This is a genomic window from Shewanella sp. Koi 1 (genome assembly GCF_052907445.1).
The window spans coordinates 3,996,997-4,014,939 of the sequence record NZ_JBREJM010000001.1; the positions used below are offsets into that span (position 1 = coordinate 3,996,997).

Here is a 17,943-nt window from a genome sequence, read left to right on the forward strand (position 1 = left end):
AATAAAAAAGACGGGCTAGCCCGTCTTTTTTATGGAAAGCTATCGATTAGCTACGGCGTTGACGCACGGCTTCGAATAGGCAGATGCCCGTTGCGACCGATACGTTTAAGCTAGAAACGCTCCCCGCCATCGGAATCGACACTAAAGTATCGCAACATTCACGACTTAGGCGGCGTAAGCCTTTGCCTTCAGCGCCCATCGCAATCGCCAGTGGCCCTTTAAGATCGGCTTGATATAGCTCGCAATCCGCTTCGCCCGCCGTGCCGACAATCCACACGCCCTTTTCCTGCAGATGACGCATGGTACGCGCAAGGTTAGTCACTTGGAATAAGGGCACAGTTTCGGCGGCGCCACAGGCCACTTTACTCACCACAGCGGTTAAGCCTACTGAGTTGTCCTTCGGCACAATAATGCCCTGCACACCCGCGGCATCAGCGTTACGTAAGCAAGCACCTAGGTTATGCGGATCGGTTACACCATCTAAAATCAAAAAGAACGGTAAGTCGGTCTTAGCTAACAATTCATCTAAGTCATGCTCACCAAGGATTTTAGCTGCCTTAACACGGGCAACAATGCCTTGGTGCTGAGCACTTTCGGCTTTATCGTCCAACACTTTGCGTGAGGTCACTTGGATACTAGTGCCAAAAGCTTTGGCCTGACGGATCAGCGGCGTTAGACGCTCATCTTCACGGCCCTGCAACAGCCAAAGTTCAATAATGCGCTCTGGGCTATGTTTTAACAGCGCTTCAACTGCGTGGATCCCAAAAATAATATCTTGTTTCTTCATTTACTTCTTTCTCGTGCTCCGCTTCGCGGCCTTTGGCTTTTTCGCCGAATTTTTTACGCTTTTCTTAGGCTTAGCGCCTGCTTTAGACTTGGACTTACTCGCCCCGGCTTTATCTGAACTGGCTTTCGATTTCGCGCCTGTCGATTTAGCCGCCTTAGCCATTTTGGCGCCTTCACGGTTTACCCGCTCACGTGCCGTCATCGGTTTTTCTCGACTTGGCGCAGACTTACGGCGACCGCCTTTTCCACTGTCGCCGAGCATGACTAAGTCAATCTGTCTATCATCTAAGTTTACTGCGGCCACTTTTACCGTGACGGGATCACCCACTTGATAGATTTGACCTGTGTGCTCACCAATCAATCGCTGACGCATAGGATCGAACTGGTAATAATCGCTGCCTAGGCTGGAAATATGCACTAAGCCATCGATAAATAAGTCATTTAAGCGAACAAATAAACCAAAGTTAGTGACAGAGGCAATAACCGCCTCGAAGGTGTCACCCACATGGTCCTGCATAAATTCACATTTCAGCCAGTCGCTTACATCACGCGTCGCTTCATCGGCGCGGCGCTCGGTGTTCGAGCATTCTTCGCCTAAGAGATCTAACTCATCAAGCTGATAATGGTAGCCACCATCGGATGTCCACTTTTCATTGGCTTCGCCTTTTTCCTTCGCCAATAAATAGCGGATCACGCGGTGAAGCACTAAGTCAGGATAACGGCGAATAGGCGAGGTGAAGTGCGCATATTCTTCGAGTGCTAAACCAAAATGACCTTCGTTATCAGGTGTATAAATAGCTTGGCGCATTGAGCGCAGCAACATCACTTGAATAAGCTCGGCATCGGGCCTATCGGCGATTTGCAGCATCACATTCTGGTAATCCGCAGGCGTTGGCTCAAGTCCACCGCCCATGCTTAAACCACGTTCGGCCAGAAACTCTTTAAAGTTTGCCAGCTTCTGCTCAGAGGGCGACTCATGCACGCGATAGAGGATTTCACCCTTGTGCTTTTTCACAAACTTAGCGGCCGATACGTTGGCCAAAATCATACATTCTTCAATGATTTTATGAGCTTGATTACGCGCTCTTGGCACAATCTTATCGATCTTGCGCTGATCGTTAAAAATAAACTGCGTTTCTAAGGTCTCAAAGGCAATCGCACCACGCTCGGCGCGCTGTTCATCGAGCGCTAAATAGAGTGACTGCAAACATTGCAGATGCGGGAATAGCGCCTCATGCTCAGGCGCAATCGGGCCGCCTTCAAGCATTGCAGCCACTTGGGTATAAGTGAAGCGCGCATGTGAATGCATCACCGCGGGATAAAACTTATAACCCGACAGCTTACCGCGGGCCGAAATCGTCATCTCTGCGACCATACACAAGCGGTCGACATGGGGATTAAGCGAGCACAGGCCGTTAGAGATTTTCTCCGGCAGCATAGGGATCACTTGCGACGGGAAATACACAGAGTTACCACGGGCACGGGCTTCGGTATCTAAGGCCGAATCGGTACGCACATAGTAGCTCACATCCGCAATCGCCACCCACAGACGCCATCCACCACTAGGTTTGACTTCAGCATATACCGCATCGTCAAAGTCACGGGCATCTTCACCATCGATGGTCACTAAGGGCAGATCTCGCAGATCGACGCGGCCAACTTTATCGGCTTCGGTCACTTCATCGGGGATCCGACGCAGTTTTTTCTCAATCACCGCCGACCAAGTGTGGGGTAAATCGTAATTACGCAAGGCAATTTCGATTTCCATTCCCGGCGCCATTTGCTTGCCGAGCACTTCAGTGACTTTACCGGCAGCTTTAACGAATCGGCCTGGACGACGGGTTAATTCAACCACGACCACATCGCCTTGACGGGCGCCATTACGATCTTCGGTGGCGATTAAGATTTCTTGGGTAATGCGCTTATCATCGGCAATCACAAATGCCATGCCACTGTCGACATGGAATCGCCCCACAATGGCGGCACTGCGTGGTTGGATCAAGCGAACTATACGGGCCTCGCGGCGGCCTTTACGATCCATACCGGCTTTTTGTGCCAGTACTTTATCGCCATGGAAATACATCAGCATGTCGCGATTTGAGATAAATAAATCGTCGCCACCTTCGTCAGGTTTAAAGAAGCCGTAGCCTTCTCTATGCCCAAGAACTGTGCCGGAAATCAGATCCATTTTTTCAGGTAAGCCATAGCTTTGACCGCGGGTAAATACCAGTTCACCATCGCGCTCCATCGCCCGTAAACGGCGACGCAGGGCTTCTAACTGTTCTTCATCGTGGATCTGCAGTGCAACAGCGATGCTGTCACGGGTAATAGGTGATTTTTGAGAACGTAAGTACTCGATAATATACTCACGACTTGGGATAGGGTTTTCGTACTTATCCTGTTCACGCTCGAAATGAGGGTCTTTGATCATTCAATATCCAATATTTCTGTCTCAATCAGTAGAGACATCTCAACGGGTTCGCAAGTGCCCTTGCTGGGCCCGCGCCACTGCACTGGCGGGCATTTTAGCGGCTAACACCTGCAGTAATGACAAGGCTTTTTTCTTGGTCGCCTCATCGGTAAATACATTGTTGTATAACCAGTTATAGGCCATTTCATAGTCCCTTGGACTACCATAACCTTCACCGTATAAACGAACCAGCATCATTCGCGCGGCTAAACTGCCGCTCGCCGCCGCTGGCAATAAATAATTGACCGCACGGTCTTTATTACGAATAACAAACTTACCATTTTGATAATATTCGGCAAGTTTCACCATGGCCTCGGGACTGCCCTGCTCGGCCGCCTCTTGCAATAATCCCATCCCTTTGACTGCATTGGCTTTTACGCAGGTACCATGGTTGAGCATTTCCCCCCACAGAAACTGATACAGGGGCTGCTTTAAGACTTCTGCGCGCGCTTCGATGTCTTGCACTAACTGACAGTCATCTTGCTTAACTCTTGCCAAATATTTCTCGCCGCGGATCATTTCAAGTAATTGATCTTGAGAATAAATATCCACCGCCTGTGTTTCAGCAAAGCACATTGAAGATACTAAGGGCAGCAGCGCAACTAATGCAGTACGTGGCATAACGACTCTCAATGACAATAGGGTGAATACTTGCATCGGCAGTATAACCTATTTCTTGAGCTCAAGCCGAATTTCTAACCACAGAAAACAAACAGGAAGGAACAACAAAAGAAGAAAAGGCCGTGAAACACGGCCTCTACGATTTTAGTTAAATGGGCTAACTAAAATCATCGTTTCATTACGGTCTGGACCGGTAGAAATGATGTCGATCGGCGTTTCTAACAACTCTTCAATACGCTTGATGTAGTTGATAGCTGCTTGCGGTAACTGTTCTAAAGAGGTCGCACCGAAAGTTGACTCGCTCCAGCCTGGCATAGTTTCATAAACAGGCGTGACCTGCTCATAACCTTCAGCCGCTAATGGCGTAACCTTAGAGATAGTGCCATCTGGATGTTGGTAACCCACACAGATCTTCACTTCTTTCAGGCCATCGAGTACGTCTAACTTAGTTAAGCAGAAGCCGCTTACGCTGTTGATTTGTACTGCGCGGCGCATTGCCACTGCATCTAACCAACCCGGACGACGCTTACGACCGGTAGTCGCACCAAATTCATGACCTTTAGTCCCTAAGTGATCACCCACTTCACATAAGAGTTCAGTAGGGAAAGGACCTGCACCCACGCGAGTGGTGTATGCCTTCATGATACCTAAGACATAGTCTAAATGACGTGGACCAAAGCCGCTGCCTGTCGCCACACCACCTGCGGTAGTGTTTGACGAAGTTACAAACGGATAAGTACCGTGGTCGATGTCTAACAGTGTACCTTGTGCACCTTCGAACAGAATTGGCTCACCCGCTTTACGCGCGTTATCCAGCAGTTCGGTTACGTCAACACACATGCTCTTCAGGTAGTCAGCTAAGGCTAACGCGTCGCTCAGTGTTTGCTCGTAATCTACGGCGTCAACTTTGTAGTACTCTGTCAGCATAAAGTTATGATATGCCATAACTTCTTTCAGCTTTTCAGCAAATAGTTCAGCATTGAACAGATCGCCAACACGCAGACCGCGACGGGAAATCTTGTCTTCATACGCAGGACCAATACCACGACCCGTAGTACCAATAGCTTTGTTACCGCGCGCTTTTTCGCGAGCGATGTCTAAGGCACAGTGGAATGGTAGGATCAGCGGACATGCTTCAGAGATCAGCAGACGTTCCTCAACTGGAATGCCGCGCTCTTTGAGCATTTTGATCTCTTTCATCAGTGCGTCAGGTGCAAGCACCACACCGTTACCGATAATGCATTTCACATTGTCGCGTAGGATGCCTGATGGGATCAGATGAAGTACGGTTTTATCGCCATTGATCACAAGAGTGTGACCCGCGTTGTGACCGCCTTGGTAGCGAACTACATATTTTGCCTGTTCTGTTAGAAGGTCGACAATCTTACCTTTTCCTTCGTCACCCCATTGGGTGCCGAGAACAACTACGTTTTTGCCCATTGTTTGCTGCAAGGTTGTGGTTAAAAAAGAATTCTAACAGATTTTAAAGCGCAAGTGGTAAGGCATTTATGAAAAAATAATCAAAATGACCAGCCCAGCGGTGACTAAAGAACCGCCAATCCGGCGTAAAACTTGCTGATTTTGATGGGAAAGCTCGTTTAAATATCGGCGCCATTTATTGGGAAACAACAAAGGCCCCACGCCCTCTAAAATCAGCACCAATGCCACGGCCAACATGAATAACTGTAAGCTCATCTTCCCCTCTCTTCGAACAGTCAGCAAAAAAACACTTTCATTAACGCGAGCATAGCCAATTTTAGGCAATAAAAAACCCAGCATAAGCTGGGTTTTTTGAGATTCCAAAACGTATTAACGCTTAGAGAATTGTGGCTTACGACGTGCTTTACGTAGACCCACTTTCTTACGCTCAACTTTACGAGCGTCACGGGTTACGAAACCAGCAGAACGTAATGATGGACGCAGAGCTTCATCTAATTGCATCAGAGCACGAGTAATACCGTGACGGATTGCACCTGCTTGGCCAGTGATACCACCGCCCTTAACAGTTACATAGATGTCCAGCTTGTCAGTCATTTCAACTAGTTCTAATGGTTGACGAACAACCATACGAGCAGTTTCACGACCAAAGTATTGGTCCAAAGGACGTTGATTTACAACGATGTTGCCACTACCAGCTTTAGCGAATACGCGTGCTGTAGAGGTTTTGCGACGGCCAGTGCCGTAGTACTGAGTTGCAGCCATTTGCTTAATCCCGTTTAGATATCAAGAACTTGAGGTTGTTGTGCAGCGTGGTTATGTTCTGCGCCAGCGTAAACTTTCAGTTTACGGAACATGGCACGGCCCAGAGGACCTTTTGGTAACATACCCTTAACTGCTTTCTCGATGATCATTTCTGGCTTGTGAGCTTGCAGCTTTTCAAAGCTGATTTGCTTGATGCCACCAGGGAAGCCTGAGTGCGAGTAGTACGTCTTGCCTTGCGCTTTGTTACCAGTAACAGTAACTTTCTCAGCGTTGATAACGATGATGTAATCACCAGTGTCAACGTGAGGAGTGTATTCTGGCTTGTGCTTACCGCGTAAACGCAGAGCGATTTCGGTAGCGATACGACCTAAAGTTTTGCCGTCAGCATCAACGACGAACCAGTCACGAGTTACAGTTTCTGGTGTAGCAGTAAAAGTCTTCATTATTACAAAAACCCAAAGTTAATTTCTGTCTCACATGTTGCCTACAATGGTAAACAACACAAAATTGCCTTTCAGTACCCCTTCGAGTACTTAACTCGGCGTACAACTTCCACCTAGTTTGGTGGAGTAACGTGGGCAGGTGGCGGATTATAGACAAACGTGAGCTAAAAATCACCTGATATTTTGACAAAAATCATAAAAAATCGATCGGTGAGGCTGATTTTCACTGGGATGGATGAGTCACAGGAGGTTTGCGCAAAAAACGCGCTAACCTCCGATAAAACTCACTCGCTAACTTATGGTAAATGTTCTGATTTTAAGTAATCGTGGGATTGCATTTCGATTAAGCGAGAGCGGCAGCGTCTAAATTCAAAACTCAATAAGCCATCTGCATAAATCTCTTCCAGCGGCACCTGCGCGGAAACAATCAACTTAACGTTGCGCTCGTAAAACTCATCCACCATAGCTAAAAAACGTCTGGCGATATCATCACCCGTTAAAAACGCGCCCATTTGTTCGATGCCACTCACCAACACAGTATGATAAATCCGCGCCAGCTCCATATAATCCCGCTGACTACGGGGACCATCGCATAAGGCCCTGAAATCCGCGAGCAACACACCTTGCGCCTGTTGACGTATGCTGATTGCGCGCCCTTCAATCTCTATCGCGTCGGTTGACACTTCGGCCTCGGGGGCTAACTGGCGGAAATAACGCAGCAAGTTAGTATCGGCCTCTTCATCGAGTGGATGGTGATAAATCTCGGCCTGCTCCAGTGTGCGTAGACGATAGTCGATGCCCGAATCCACATTGAGTACTTCACAATGCTGATTGATCAAGGCGATCGCGGGAAGGAATCGCGCCCGTTGCAATCCGTTTTTATACAAATCATCGGGAATAATGTTTGAGGTAGCGACTAATACCACTCCTTCTTTAAAGAGGGCTTGGAATAAGGTGCCAAGTAACATGGCATCAGTGATATCAGAGACAAAAAATTCGTCAAAACAAATAACTCGGTATTTAGCCGCCATCTGTTTGGCAATCACTAACAAAGGATCGCGCGTACCTTTGAGCGCATCCAGATCTAAATGCAGTTGATGCATAAAGCGGTGAAAGTGCGCCCTTAGTTTTTGATTACCTGGCAGCGCATCAAAAAAAGTGTCCATCAAATAGGTTTTGCCGCGACCGACACCGCCCCACAGATACAATCCCTTAGGCGCGACAGGTGCTGACTTAAGACCAAAGGAGGTCAGTAACTTGCCTAAGAGTGAGCTTGGCGCTTCGGCAGCGGTTAAATCCTCGTAGACGCGTTGCAGTGCCTTTACGGCCATTTCCTGCGCGGGATCATGGGAAAAACCATCACGAGTAAGATCTTTTTGGTAATGCTGCCAAGGGCTTAACTGGGGCACGTTATAATTCTCTTTTATCCTTTGGAAAAACTGCGTCGATATTACCACGGCCTCTCACACAGGGCATATATTTATCCCCCAACAAGCTAAGGATGCTGGATTCCATTTTTAGACACTCGACGACGGAAAAGCCAAATTGGGCACGAAAGGATAAAAACTTATTTAGAAAGCGCTATGCTGTTAACTTATTTCACGCGACGATTGAAACATTTTAAGACTTGAAAAAGGCCTTAAAAGCCCACAGGTTTCACTTAAGTTACAGCCCATAAAATGCTGATAAAATAACCGTTAAGATATTAACCTTTGTTAATATTGATGAACTTTTTCAATGAGGTGCGTGTCCGAATGGTTACCTAGGCAAATAGCCGGTACCGATACAGATTCGATCTGGTGCGGACACAACTCACGACGCATTACATCCAGATCCTTGATCCCTTATTTGGAGTTATGAATAGATGAAAACGAAACTATCTGTACTTTCAGCCGCAATGTTAGCCGCAACTCTGACAATGATGCCCGCTGTCTCACAGGCCGCTATTCCGCAATCTGTTGAGGGTCAATCCATTCCAAGTCTTGCGCCTATGTTAGAGCGCACGACGCCCGCTGTGGTTTCCGTGGCGGTATCTGGCACGCACGTCTCTAAACAACGTGTACCCGATGTGTTCCGTTATTTCTTTGGCCCCAATGCACCGCAGGAACAAGTGCAAGAGCGTCCTTTTAGAGGCTTAGGCTCAGGTGTGATTATTGACGCAGATAAAGGTTATATCGTCACCAACAATCACGTGATTGATGGTGCCGATGATATCCAAGTCGGTCTGCACGATGGTCGTGAAGTCAAAGCCAAGCTGATTGGTACCGACTCAGAGTCCGACATTGCCTTGCTGCAAATTGAAGCGAAAAATCTAGTCGCAATCAAAACCTCAGATTCTGATGAACTACGTGTGGGTGACTTTGCCGTCGCTATCGGTAACCCCTTTGGTTTAGGTCAAACAGTGACCTCAGGGATCGTCAGCGCCCTAGGCCGTAGCGGTTTAGGCATTGAAATGCTTGAAAACTTTATCCAAACCGACGCAGCAATTAACAGCGGTAACTCGGGTGGTGCGCTGGTTAACCTGAAAGGTGAGCTGATCGGTATTAACACCGCCATCGTAGCGCCAGGCGGTGGTAACGTGGGTATCGGTTTTGCGATCCCTGCCAATATGGTGAAAAACCTCGTGGCACAAATTGCCGAGCACGGTGAAGTGCGCCGTGGCGTGCTCGGGATCTCTGGCCGCGACTTGGATAGTCAACTCGCCCAAGGTTTTGGTTTAGATACCCAGCACGGTGGTTTTGTGAATGAAGTCACCGCGGGCAGCGCCGCTGAAAAAGCCGGCATCAAGGCGGGTGATATTATCGTCAGCGTCGATGGCCGTGCGATTAAATCCTTCCAAGAGCTGCGAGCCAAAGTCGCGACTATGGGCGCGGGTGCCAAGGTTGAACTGGGACTTATCCGCGATGGCGATAAGAAAACCGTGAATGTCACCTTAGGTGAAGCAAGCCAAACTACTGAAAAAGCTGCCGGTGCTGTGCATCCCATGCTACAAGGTGCCTCGCTAGAAAACGCTTCGAAAGGGGTGGAAATTACTGAGGTGGCCCAAGGCTCGCCAGCGGCAATGAGCGGCTTACAAAAAGGCGATGTGATTGTCGGCATTAACCGTTCGGCGGTGAAAGATCTGAAATCACTCAAGGAGCAGCTCAAAGATCAAGAAGGCGCTGTCGCCCTGAAGATCCTCCGTGGTAAGAGCTTGTTGTACTTAGTGCTGCGTTAATCGGTACGCCGCTCTGATCTTTATCCCATTATCAGATGCGGATCAGCATAGGGAACGCGGGTTCCCTATGCTTTAACTTGTTAAACATGTTAATCTAACTCACCTTTTTCAATACTTAGCCTGCCATGACAATAAAAGAAACCCTGTTATATCTCGGTAAAGCCGTGCTCTTCGGCCTTATCATGGCGGCCATGTTTTTGTTAGTTACACACTACTTCGACAATAAGAATCTCGGCAGCTCGTTACTGCAAAACCGGGGTAACAACACGGTCGAACTCTCCTTTGCTAAGGCCGTCCGCCGCGCCGCCCCTGCCGTAGTCAATATTTATAGCTTAAGTATCGATCAGAGCCGTCCGCTGAACTCTGGCTCCCTCCAAGGCCTAGGCTCTGGGGTGATCATGAGCAAAGAAGGCTATATTCTCACGAATTATCATGTGATTAAAAAAGCCGACGAAATTGTGGTCGCCCTGCAGGATGGCCGCAAATTCACCTCGGAAGTCGTAGGGTTTGATCCCGAAACCGATCTTTCAGTGCTTAAGATCGAAGGCGATAATCTTCCTACGGTGCCAGTCAATCTCGACAGCCCACCGCAGGTTGGGGATGTGGTATTAGCGATTGGTAACCCTTATAACCTCGGCCAAACCATTACCCAAGGCATTATCAGCGCCACGGGTCGTAACGGCTTAAGTTCTGGTTATTTAGACTTCTTACAGACAGATGCCGCAATTAACGCCGGTAACTCAGGCGGCGCCTTAATCGACACTAATGGTAGCCTGATTGGTATCAACACCGCCGCCTTCCAAGTGGGCGGTGAAGGTGGCGGCCACGGGATTAACTTCGCGATCCCAATTAAACTGGCCCACAGCATTATGGGTAAACTGATTAAAAATGGTCGGGTGATCCGTGGTGCTTTAGGGATCTCTGGCGAACCGATTAACCCGGTTGTGGCGCAAATCCTCAACCTACCCGATTTACGTGGGGTATTAGTCACAGGCGTCGATCCTAATGGCCCAGCGGCACGGGCGCAGCTACAACCAAGGGATGTGATCATCAAATACGATGGCGAAGATGTGCCAGGGGTCGAAATGCTGATGGATAGAATTGCCGAAACCACACCCGGCAAGAAAATCATGATGACGGTTATTCGCCAAGGCAAAGAGCAAGTATTGCCGGTGATTATCGATGAAAAGGTCGTCGTCGATAATTAAGCTCAGTAAGCTACCTTGATTAATCTCAGAATGAGGCATGTATAGAACCTCATTCTGAGTCATCATCCAAATCACCTATTACCTTATAACTCAAATAGCAGAGCTATTTATCTCGCATTGCCATTTTTCACTGACTTTTGCCCCAAATTTAGATGAGTTTGTCGTCGGGTGTGTACGATGAATTGTCATTGTTTCCCCTGTGACACGCCACCCTTTTATTTCACAAAAAGCATCCCTGAGGGCTCGACGGCTGCATCTGCTGCATATGGAAGTGCGAATGCCGCGATCACATGGATGTGAAAGAGCGGCCATGCCGCCAACGGTCACAGTTGCAACAATGACAATCTTTACGACCATTGAACTGTTCATCTGGCTAAAAGCTTTTTGCCCCAAAACGAGATAAGTTTGTCGTCAGGTGTGTAGGATGAATTGTCATTGTTTCCCCAGTGACACGCCGTGAATATGTCCCTATAGGCTCGACGGCGACATCCATGTCGCCAACGGTCACTGTTGCAACAGTGACAATTTTGACGACCATTGAACTGTTCATCTGGCTAAAAGCTTTATGTCCCAAAGCTTTATAAGTAGATCTAAGCTGACTTAACTTTCGAGTGAGCAGTTTGTTCTGGTCTAATCCCATCGGACACTTAATTTTGAGACAGTATGGTCAATAAATTAAGAGGTCTATATGAGTCTGAAGAAATCACATAAAAGTTATCCGCAGGCATTTAAAGATGAAGCCGTCTTGATGGTGCTAGAGCAAGGTTATAGCGTTGCCGATGCGGCAAAGTCTCTTGGAGTTAGCACGAGCCTGCTTTACAACTGGAAAGAAAAACACGAAGCCCTGAAACAAGGTATCACCTTAGAAGAGTCTGAGCGGGATGAGTTGAAGCGATTGCGTAGAGAAAACAAAGAATTGCGCATGGAGAAAGAAATTCTAAAAAAGGCAAGCGCCTTCTTTGCGAAAGAAATGAAGTAAGATTTCGTTTCATCAAACTGCAATCTCACCTGTTTCCCATAGCACTGTTATGTCGAGTAATGAGTGTCAGTAAGTCAGGCTATTACGATTGGCATAAACGCCCTGCAAACGTGATAAGCCTTGAAACACTGAAGCTTTATCGCCTTGTTCGACAGCTATTTAAGCAAAGTCGAGGCAGCTTAGGGAATCGTGAAATGGTGAAGAAATTGCGCAAGGAAGGCTACCAGGTTGGTCGCTATCTCGTTCGTAAAATTATGCACCGCCTTCGACTTAAAGGAACCCAGCGACGCGCTTACAAGGTGACTACGCAGCGAAAACACTCAGATGCAGTGGCTGATAACCTGTTAAATATGAACTTTAATCCAGTATCGGCTAATCAGGTCTGGGCGGGTGACGTGACCTATTTAAAGACGGGTGAAGGCTGGATGTATTTAGCAGTGGTGATGGATTTATATTCACGCCGGATTGTGGGATGGCACATAAACAAACGCATGACCACAGATTTGATATCTAAGGCATTAATAAAAGCCTACAACCTGCGACAACCAGCGCGAGGGCTGGTATTTCACAGTGACCGAGGCTCGCAATATACCAGTAAGCAATTCGGTAGGCTGCTATCGAGTTATGGTATCCGAGCCAGCATGGGTGATGTGGGGGCGTGTTGGGATAATGCCGTTGTTGAGCGATTTTTTGGCAGCTTAAAACACGATTGGATTTTTAAAGTTAATCAACCAACAAGGGAGTTTATGAAGCAAGATGTGACTGCTTACATGAAATATTACAACTTGGAGCGACTGCATTCTGCTAATGACGATATGTCACCTGTAGAGTTTGAAAATTCTCAAGTAAAAGTGTCCAGTTTGGATTGACCAGTACACCTCTTACCATCCGCCCTAGTTGTCCATCGCGCACAGTTTGAAGCTCTTACCCGTTCGATTTGGCTCACATACGTTGCGACAGACCACCAACTGTCTAAACTAACAGCAGACCTATCTCTAGAATCGGAGCAAGCCGCAAAGAACATGCCTCAAATTGCACAAATGATCGAAGCATTAGAAAAAAAGGGGCCACCGCAGGCATATGATGCAGTTTCCCGATTTAAAGACAACTCGTGGAAGGCTCTCAATTCTTATGCGCATGCAGGTATTCATCCTATCCTAAGGCATCGCGACGGGTATCCAGTAAAATTGCTTCACGATGTGCTACGCAATACTAATGGGTTGGCAGTTATGTCATTTATGCAAGCCGTAGTTCTTTCTGGTCAACAACCACTGCAAAAAACAATACTAGAGCTAGCAGGTAAGCGTTTAGGGTGCATGCCTGCACTACTATGACACCTAACAAATCAATCAACTATTCGCCTTCGGCGCCTGACGCAGCGAATCTGCGCCGTTTATTCGAACGTAATGAGTCAAGAATCGTATGAGCAAGAATAGTAAATCTAAGAGAGATGCCCAAAAAAAGGCTAAAGAACATCTGCAGAACCAAAAGCAAGATTTAGCCACGCGTGAAAAGCAAAAAATCCCAACGATTTTTCTTGATGAATCAGGAAATACAGGCTCGAATCTACTTGATCAAGACCAGCCTGTTTTCACTTTAGCTAGCTGTATATTTACTGAAAAGGATTCAGAGAAGCTGCTGGCTCTTGTAGATTCCAATTCTCCACATGAAGCACATTTCAAAAATCTGAAACGGAGAAAATCTGGCCAGGATGGCATCGTTAGGTTAATGAGTAGCAAGTTACTTAATACAAAAAATGTGAAAATAAACATATTCTTAAAGGAGTTCATGGTCACAACTAAGATCGTAGATATTCTTATCGAGCACATGTTACACCTGATGGGCGAAGACCTCTATTTAAACGGAAGGAATATAGCTCTTTCAAACATGCTTTATTACTGTTTGCCATCATTTTGCGACAAGGATATGGTTCAATCTATGTACAAATCCTTTGTGGTAATGATTCGAGACCAAAAGCAGGACGATATTGACAACTTTTACAACAGTCTTGAAAAGGTAAAAGAGTCGTCGTCTAACGAGGATTTTAAAGAAGACATTGACTTTATTATGGCTACGAAAAATTGTATCCATGATGCTCTTAACGGAATTGATAAATTTTCCTTAGATCCATCAATACCAGCATTGTTTAGTCACTGCGCTCAATGGGGAGATGCATATCCGAAAGGTTTTCACATCATTCATGATGATTCTCATAGCATCGAAAAGCAAAGACTCTTGTTTGCACAATTTATGGACTGGACTCAGGACGAGGTGGAGCTTGGTTACGACCGAAGGAAATATAACCTCCCTCTTAAAGGAAAGTCTTTAAAGTTCGCAAGCTCCAAAGATTATTCACAAATTCAGGTAGCAGACATCATAGCTAGCTCATTTTCATACTGGGCTGCAGGAGTTAGTCGCGGCGAGACCGAGGATTACTTATTTTTAGAGCTTAATAAGCTCAATTTAGATCGATTTATTGGCCACAATAAAATATGGCCAACATTGGATGTAACACCAAAGGATTTAGGCACAGTACATGATGGTGGTCTTAATGCTGCAGACTATACGACATTCTTTTTAGAAAAAGCCATCCCGAATCCAGATATTGTGAACACTTAACAAGTCATTTAACTACGCGCCTTTTAGGCGCCGGACGCAGTAAAGCGGCACTGGATTTTGAGGCGTTATCCCTTAGATATTTTTATCTGAAAATGACGAGTTCGAGTTAACACTTTAAATCGGAATTGTCCCAAAGCATGCTGTGTGTTTCTTTAAAACCTGCAGACTACACCGATGCTAAAAGGGGTGAGCCATGGTGATTAGCGAGACGACCGTCCGCCCCATGGATGGGGCGGTCGAGCATCCAAGGAAGGACTCGCTGCGAGTCGTCGAGCAAATGCCATGACTCATCCATCAATCAGATCCAGCATTTAGATGTCCCTTTCCTTTTTACCTAAACAAATTGCGCCCAATAAAAAACCAGCACTAGGCTGGTTTTTTATTGGGAGCTAATCCTACGCAAATGTTATTGCACACGTTCTACATGCGCGCCCAATCCTTGGAACTTCTGCTCGATATGCTCATAACCGCGATCTAAGTGATAGATGCGATCGACGATGGTTTTACCATCGGCGACTAAGCCTGCGATCACTAAACTTGCCGAAGCGCGTAAATCGGTCGCCATCACCTGCGCACCACTCAAAGACTCAATGCCTTGGATGATGCAAGTATTGCCTTCAAGCTCCATGTTCGCGCCCATACGGATGAGCTCTGGCACGTGCATAAAGCGGTTTTCGAAGATAGTTTCGGTAATGGTCGCCGTGCCCTGGGCTAATACGTTAAGCACACAGAACTGCGCCTGCATATCGGTTGGAAAACCTGGGTATGGCGCCGTCTTGATATTTACCGCTTTTGGACGCTTGCCTTCCATGTCGAGCTCAATCCAATCTTCACCTGTGGTGATCTTGGCGCCCGCATCTTCAAGTTTCGCGATAACAGACTCTAACGAAGCTGGATCGGCCTTTAAGCAACGGATACGACCACGGGTCACTGCCGCAGCCACAAGGAAGGAGCCAGTTTCGATACGGTCTGGCATCACACGGTACTCACAGCCCTGAAGACGCTCAACGCCTTGAATACGCAGTGTGGCACTGCCAACACCAGTGATCTTCGCGCCCATGGCAATCAGACAGTTAGCCAAGTCAATCACTTCTGGTTCACGGGCCGCGTTTTCAATCACGGTTTCGCCATCGGCAAGTGCCGCGGCCATCAACAGGTTTTCGGTCGCACCCACGCTCACCATGTCCATAAAAATATGGGCGCCTTTTAAGCGACCATCGACACGGGCCTTGATATAACCTTCTTTCACTTCAATCTTGGCGCCCATCATTTCGAGGCCATGTAAGTGAAGGTTTACAGGACGGGCACCAATGGCGCAGCCACCGGGTAATGACACATCTGCGGTGCCATAACGGGCTAATAACGGGCCAAGGATCAGAATCGAGGCACGCATGGTCTTAACGAGATCGTAAGGTGCGCAGAACTCGTTAAGGTTCTTGGTCGAAATACGGATTTGGCCATTGCCTAATTCATCCACATCGGCGCCTAGGCAGCGCAGCAATTTGCAGCTGGTGCTCACATCGCGCAAATTGGGGACATTCGACACAATAAAATCAGTCTCGGCTAACACGCCTGCCATCAGAATCGGCAGCGCAGCGTTTTTAGCGCCGGAAATAATCACATCACCAGCAAGCGGAGGGCTTGCTTGAATTGCTAATTTATCCACTTTTCCTCACTACTAGCTGTTGAAAATTTTCTCGCGTTTCCATTGGGTCGGCGTGAAAGTTTTAATCGTTAATGCATGTAACTCACCGCTGGCGATATAGCTCATCAGAGGTGCATAAATGGCTTGTTGTTGTTTTACACGGCTCATGCCGTCAAAACATTCACCGACCGCGACCACTTTGTAGTGGCTGCCATCGGAGCTGGCGTGCACTTCATCGAGTGCTAACGCGTCACGTAAAATCTGTTCTATTAAGCTGCATTCCATGAAATTCGGTACCTTTTCAATTCGCTTCTTCGGTGAAGAAGGACTGTAAATCATATAAATCGATTAATTTTTTTAGCTGATCCGACGCTGAGCATAGCTGTAGTGGCGTGCCATGCTGGCGTACTAACGCCAGCAAAAATGCCACGCCAGCACTGTCGCTGTATTCCAGCTCAGTGAGCGATAAGATTTGGGTTTCTTGGCTTAACAGGCTTTGCCTTTGCGGCCATAACGCGGCCACTTGTTCCTGTGATAAACGCCCTTTTAGGTGGCAAATTTTACCCTGTTGCACAAATTCAACCACGGCGCTTACTTCCCTGCTTTAGGCTGTTTAGTCACTTTATCTTTGGTGCGCTCTTCCAGCATCTTGATCACGGCATCAATCCCCTGTTGGCGGATAAGATTCGAGATTTCAGATTGCTTAGAGGACAGCAAACTCACGCCTTCGGCAACTAAGTCAAACGCCTTCCAAGAGTCATCCTTGAGGCGACGAACTTTAAACAACAGCTTAATCGGCGGACGACCCGCTTCGATAATCTGTACGTTTACGTCGACAATCTTCTCATTGCTGAAATCACTACCGGGAGAAAACTCCACTTTTTGGTTAGTGTATTCGGTAAAAGCTTGGGCATAGGTTGAGACCAAGTAGCCTTCAAAGGCATCGACGAAGCGATTGCGCTGATCTTCAGTCGACTCTTTTAAATACTGGCCTAACACTTTGTATGAGGCGTATTTATAGTCGATGTAAGGCATCAACTCTTCACGCACGATCACCTTGAGGTGATCCGCATCGGCGTCGATCAAGGCTTTATCTTGATGAAAGCGGTCGAAGGTTTTATTGGCAACGGATTTCACCATGGCATACGGGTCCATAGTGTTAATCGTGGCATCATCCGCCAGTGCGGTCGTTGCAGTAAATATCCATACTAACGGCAGTAAAAAGCGCGATAAGCGTTTCAACATAGCTAACCCCTATTTATCCTTTGAACCCATACTATATAAGAACTGACCAATCAGATCTTCTAACACTAATGCGGAGCGAGTATCGTCAATCTTGTCGCCATCTTTAAGCATACTCACGTCATCATCGACAAAGCCCGGTGTTAATCCGAGGAACTGCTCACCGAGTAAACCTGAAGTTAAAATAGCTAAACTACTGGTTTCAGGGAACTTATCGAAACGCTTGTCCATCACAATCGTCACCACAGCCACTAGTTTGACTGGGTCTAAATCAATCTTACTCACGCGGCCAACCACAACGCCGCCGACCTTGACCGGAGAGCGTACCTTCAAGCCACCGATATTAGTGAAGTTGGCGGTGAGGGTATAGCTGCTGTCGCTGGTCTGCACTTCGATATTGGCGACTTTAAACACCAACACCAAAAAGGCCGCTAAGCCCGTTAAGAGAAACATACCCACTAATAATTCAATTTTTCGTGTCAACATGCTCAGTTACCACTCTGTTAATCCG

The 17,943-nt window shown here is 47.2% G+C and carries 17 protein-coding genes and 1 pseudogene; 5 read left to right on the forward strand and 13 right to left on the reverse strand.

Translation table 11 applies throughout. The features are described from left to right. Positions 1-46 precede the first annotated feature (46 nt). The 8 genes from rlmB to zapE all read right to left on the reverse strand — a co-directional run bounded on the left by rlmB (position 47) and on the right by zapE (position 7,931). The gene (gene rlmB, locus ACUZ8J_RS17650; RefSeq protein ID WP_086901989.1) at positions 47-787 is read right to left on the reverse strand and encodes a 23S rRNA (guanosine(2251)-2'-O)-methyltransferase RlmB; all 741 of its coding nucleotides are present in this window, start codon (positions 785-787) and stop codon (positions 47-49) included. Further along, positions 788-3,217, reverse strand: a complete 2,430-nt coding sequence (gene rnr, locus ACUZ8J_RS17655; protein ID WP_249553720.1) for a ribonuclease R — start codon at positions 3,215-3,217, stop codon at positions 788-790. Between the two features lie 39 nt (positions 3,218-3,256). Then, a complete protein-coding gene (gene motX / locus ACUZ8J_RS17660; RefSeq protein WP_446694508.1) occupies positions 3,257-3,913 on the reverse strand; it encodes a flagellar protein MotX in 657 nt (218 codons plus the stop codon). 108 nt (positions 3,914-4,021) lie between these two features. Continuing rightward, on the reverse strand, positions 4,022-5,317 hold the full coding sequence (locus tag ACUZ8J_RS17665; protein ID WP_086901986.1) for an adenylosuccinate synthase: 1,296 nt from the start codon (positions 5,315-5,317) through the stop codon (positions 4,022-4,024). Positions 5,318-5,383: 66 nt separating this feature from the next. After that, a complete protein-coding gene (locus ACUZ8J_RS17670; RefSeq protein WP_011715861.1) occupies positions 5,384-5,572 on the reverse strand; it encodes a DUF2065 domain-containing protein in 189 nt (62 codons plus the stop codon). Positions 5,573-5,686: 114 nt separating this feature from the next. Further along, entirely contained in the window at positions 5,687-6,079 is a 393-nt protein-coding gene (rpsI, locus tag ACUZ8J_RS17675) for a 30S ribosomal protein S9 (protein ID WP_006083052.1), read from the reverse strand. Between the two features lie 14 nt (positions 6,080-6,093). Next, positions 6,094-6,522, reverse strand: a complete 429-nt coding sequence (gene rplM, locus ACUZ8J_RS17680) for a 50S ribosomal protein L13 (protein WP_011073682.1) — start codon at positions 6,520-6,522, stop codon at positions 6,094-6,096. Positions 6,523-6,818: 296 nt separating this feature from the next. Further along, entirely contained in the window at positions 6,819-7,931 is a 1,113-nt protein-coding gene (gene zapE / locus ACUZ8J_RS17685) for a cell division protein ZapE (RefSeq protein WP_086901985.1), read from the reverse strand. Positions 7,932-8,386: 455 nt separating this feature from the next. Here zapE and degQ point away from each other — a divergent pair, with 455 nt between their 5' ends. From degQ to ACUZ8J_RS17710, 5 genes and pseudogenes are all read left to right on the forward strand, one after another. Then, positions 8,387-9,739 carry a Do family serine endopeptidase DegQ gene (degQ, locus tag ACUZ8J_RS17690; protein ID WP_011624007.1) on the forward strand — a complete coding sequence of 451 codons (1,353 nt, stop codon included), beginning with the start codon at positions 8,387-8,389 and terminating at the stop codon, positions 9,737-9,739. 125 nt (positions 9,740-9,864) lie between these two features. Next, complete coding sequence (gene degS, locus ACUZ8J_RS17695; RefSeq protein ID WP_011625166.1) at positions 9,865-10,947, forward strand: outer membrane-stress sensor serine endopeptidase DegS; 1,083 nt, start codon at positions 9,865-9,867, stop codon at positions 10,945-10,947. A 688-nt stretch (positions 10,948-11,635) separates the two neighbouring features. Next, positions 11,636-12,795 (forward strand): IS3 family transposase gene (locus ACUZ8J_RS17700; RefSeq protein ID WP_446693017.1). Its coding sequence is split into 2 segments (ribosomal slippage): positions 11,636-11,885 and positions 11,885-12,795, totalling 1,161 coding nucleotides; the frame shifts between segments, so codons are not numbered across the junction. A 21-nt stretch (positions 12,796-12,816) separates the two neighbouring features. Beyond that, positions 12,817-13,260 (forward strand): annotated as a pseudogene (locus ACUZ8J_RS17705) (DUF6988 family protein); the annotation flags it as partial. An 88-nt stretch (positions 13,261-13,348) separates the two neighbouring features. Further along, positions 13,349-14,545, forward strand: coding sequence for a DUF3800 domain-containing protein (locus tag ACUZ8J_RS17710; protein WP_446694509.1), 1,197 nt, complete (start codon positions 13,349-13,351; stop codon positions 14,543-14,545). Between the two features lie 406 nt (positions 14,546-14,951). Here ACUZ8J_RS17710 and murA read toward each other — a convergent pair whose 3' ends face one another. From murA to mlaD, 5 genes are read right to left on the reverse strand one after another with little or no spacing between them, the layout of a single operon-like run. Then, positions 14,952-16,211: a UDP-N-acetylglucosamine 1-carboxyvinyltransferase gene (murA, locus tag ACUZ8J_RS17715; RefSeq protein WP_011621482.1), complete on the reverse strand. Its 1,260-nt coding sequence runs from the start codon at positions 16,209-16,211 to the stop codon at positions 14,952-14,954. 12 nt (positions 16,212-16,223) lie between these two features. Then, a complete protein-coding gene (locus ACUZ8J_RS17720; RefSeq protein ID WP_446694510.1) occupies positions 16,224-16,475 on the reverse strand; it encodes a BolA family protein in 252 nt (83 codons plus the stop codon). A gap of 16 nt (positions 16,476-16,491) precedes the next feature. Further along, on the reverse strand, positions 16,492-16,776 hold the full coding sequence (locus tag ACUZ8J_RS17725) for an STAS domain-containing protein (RefSeq protein WP_086901982.1): 285 nt from the start codon (positions 16,774-16,776) through the stop codon (positions 16,492-16,494). Positions 16,777-16,781: 5 nt separating this feature from the next. Beyond that, entirely contained in the window at positions 16,782-17,435 is a 654-nt protein-coding gene (locus tag ACUZ8J_RS17730; protein WP_089068473.1) for an MlaC/ttg2D family ABC transporter substrate-binding protein, read from the reverse strand. Between the two features lie 9 nt (positions 17,436-17,444). Next, complete coding sequence (gene mlaD / locus ACUZ8J_RS17735) at positions 17,445-17,918, reverse strand: outer membrane lipid asymmetry maintenance protein MlaD (protein WP_011715852.1); 474 nt, start codon at positions 17,916-17,918, stop codon at positions 17,445-17,447. Positions 17,919-17,943 lie beyond the last annotated feature (25 nt).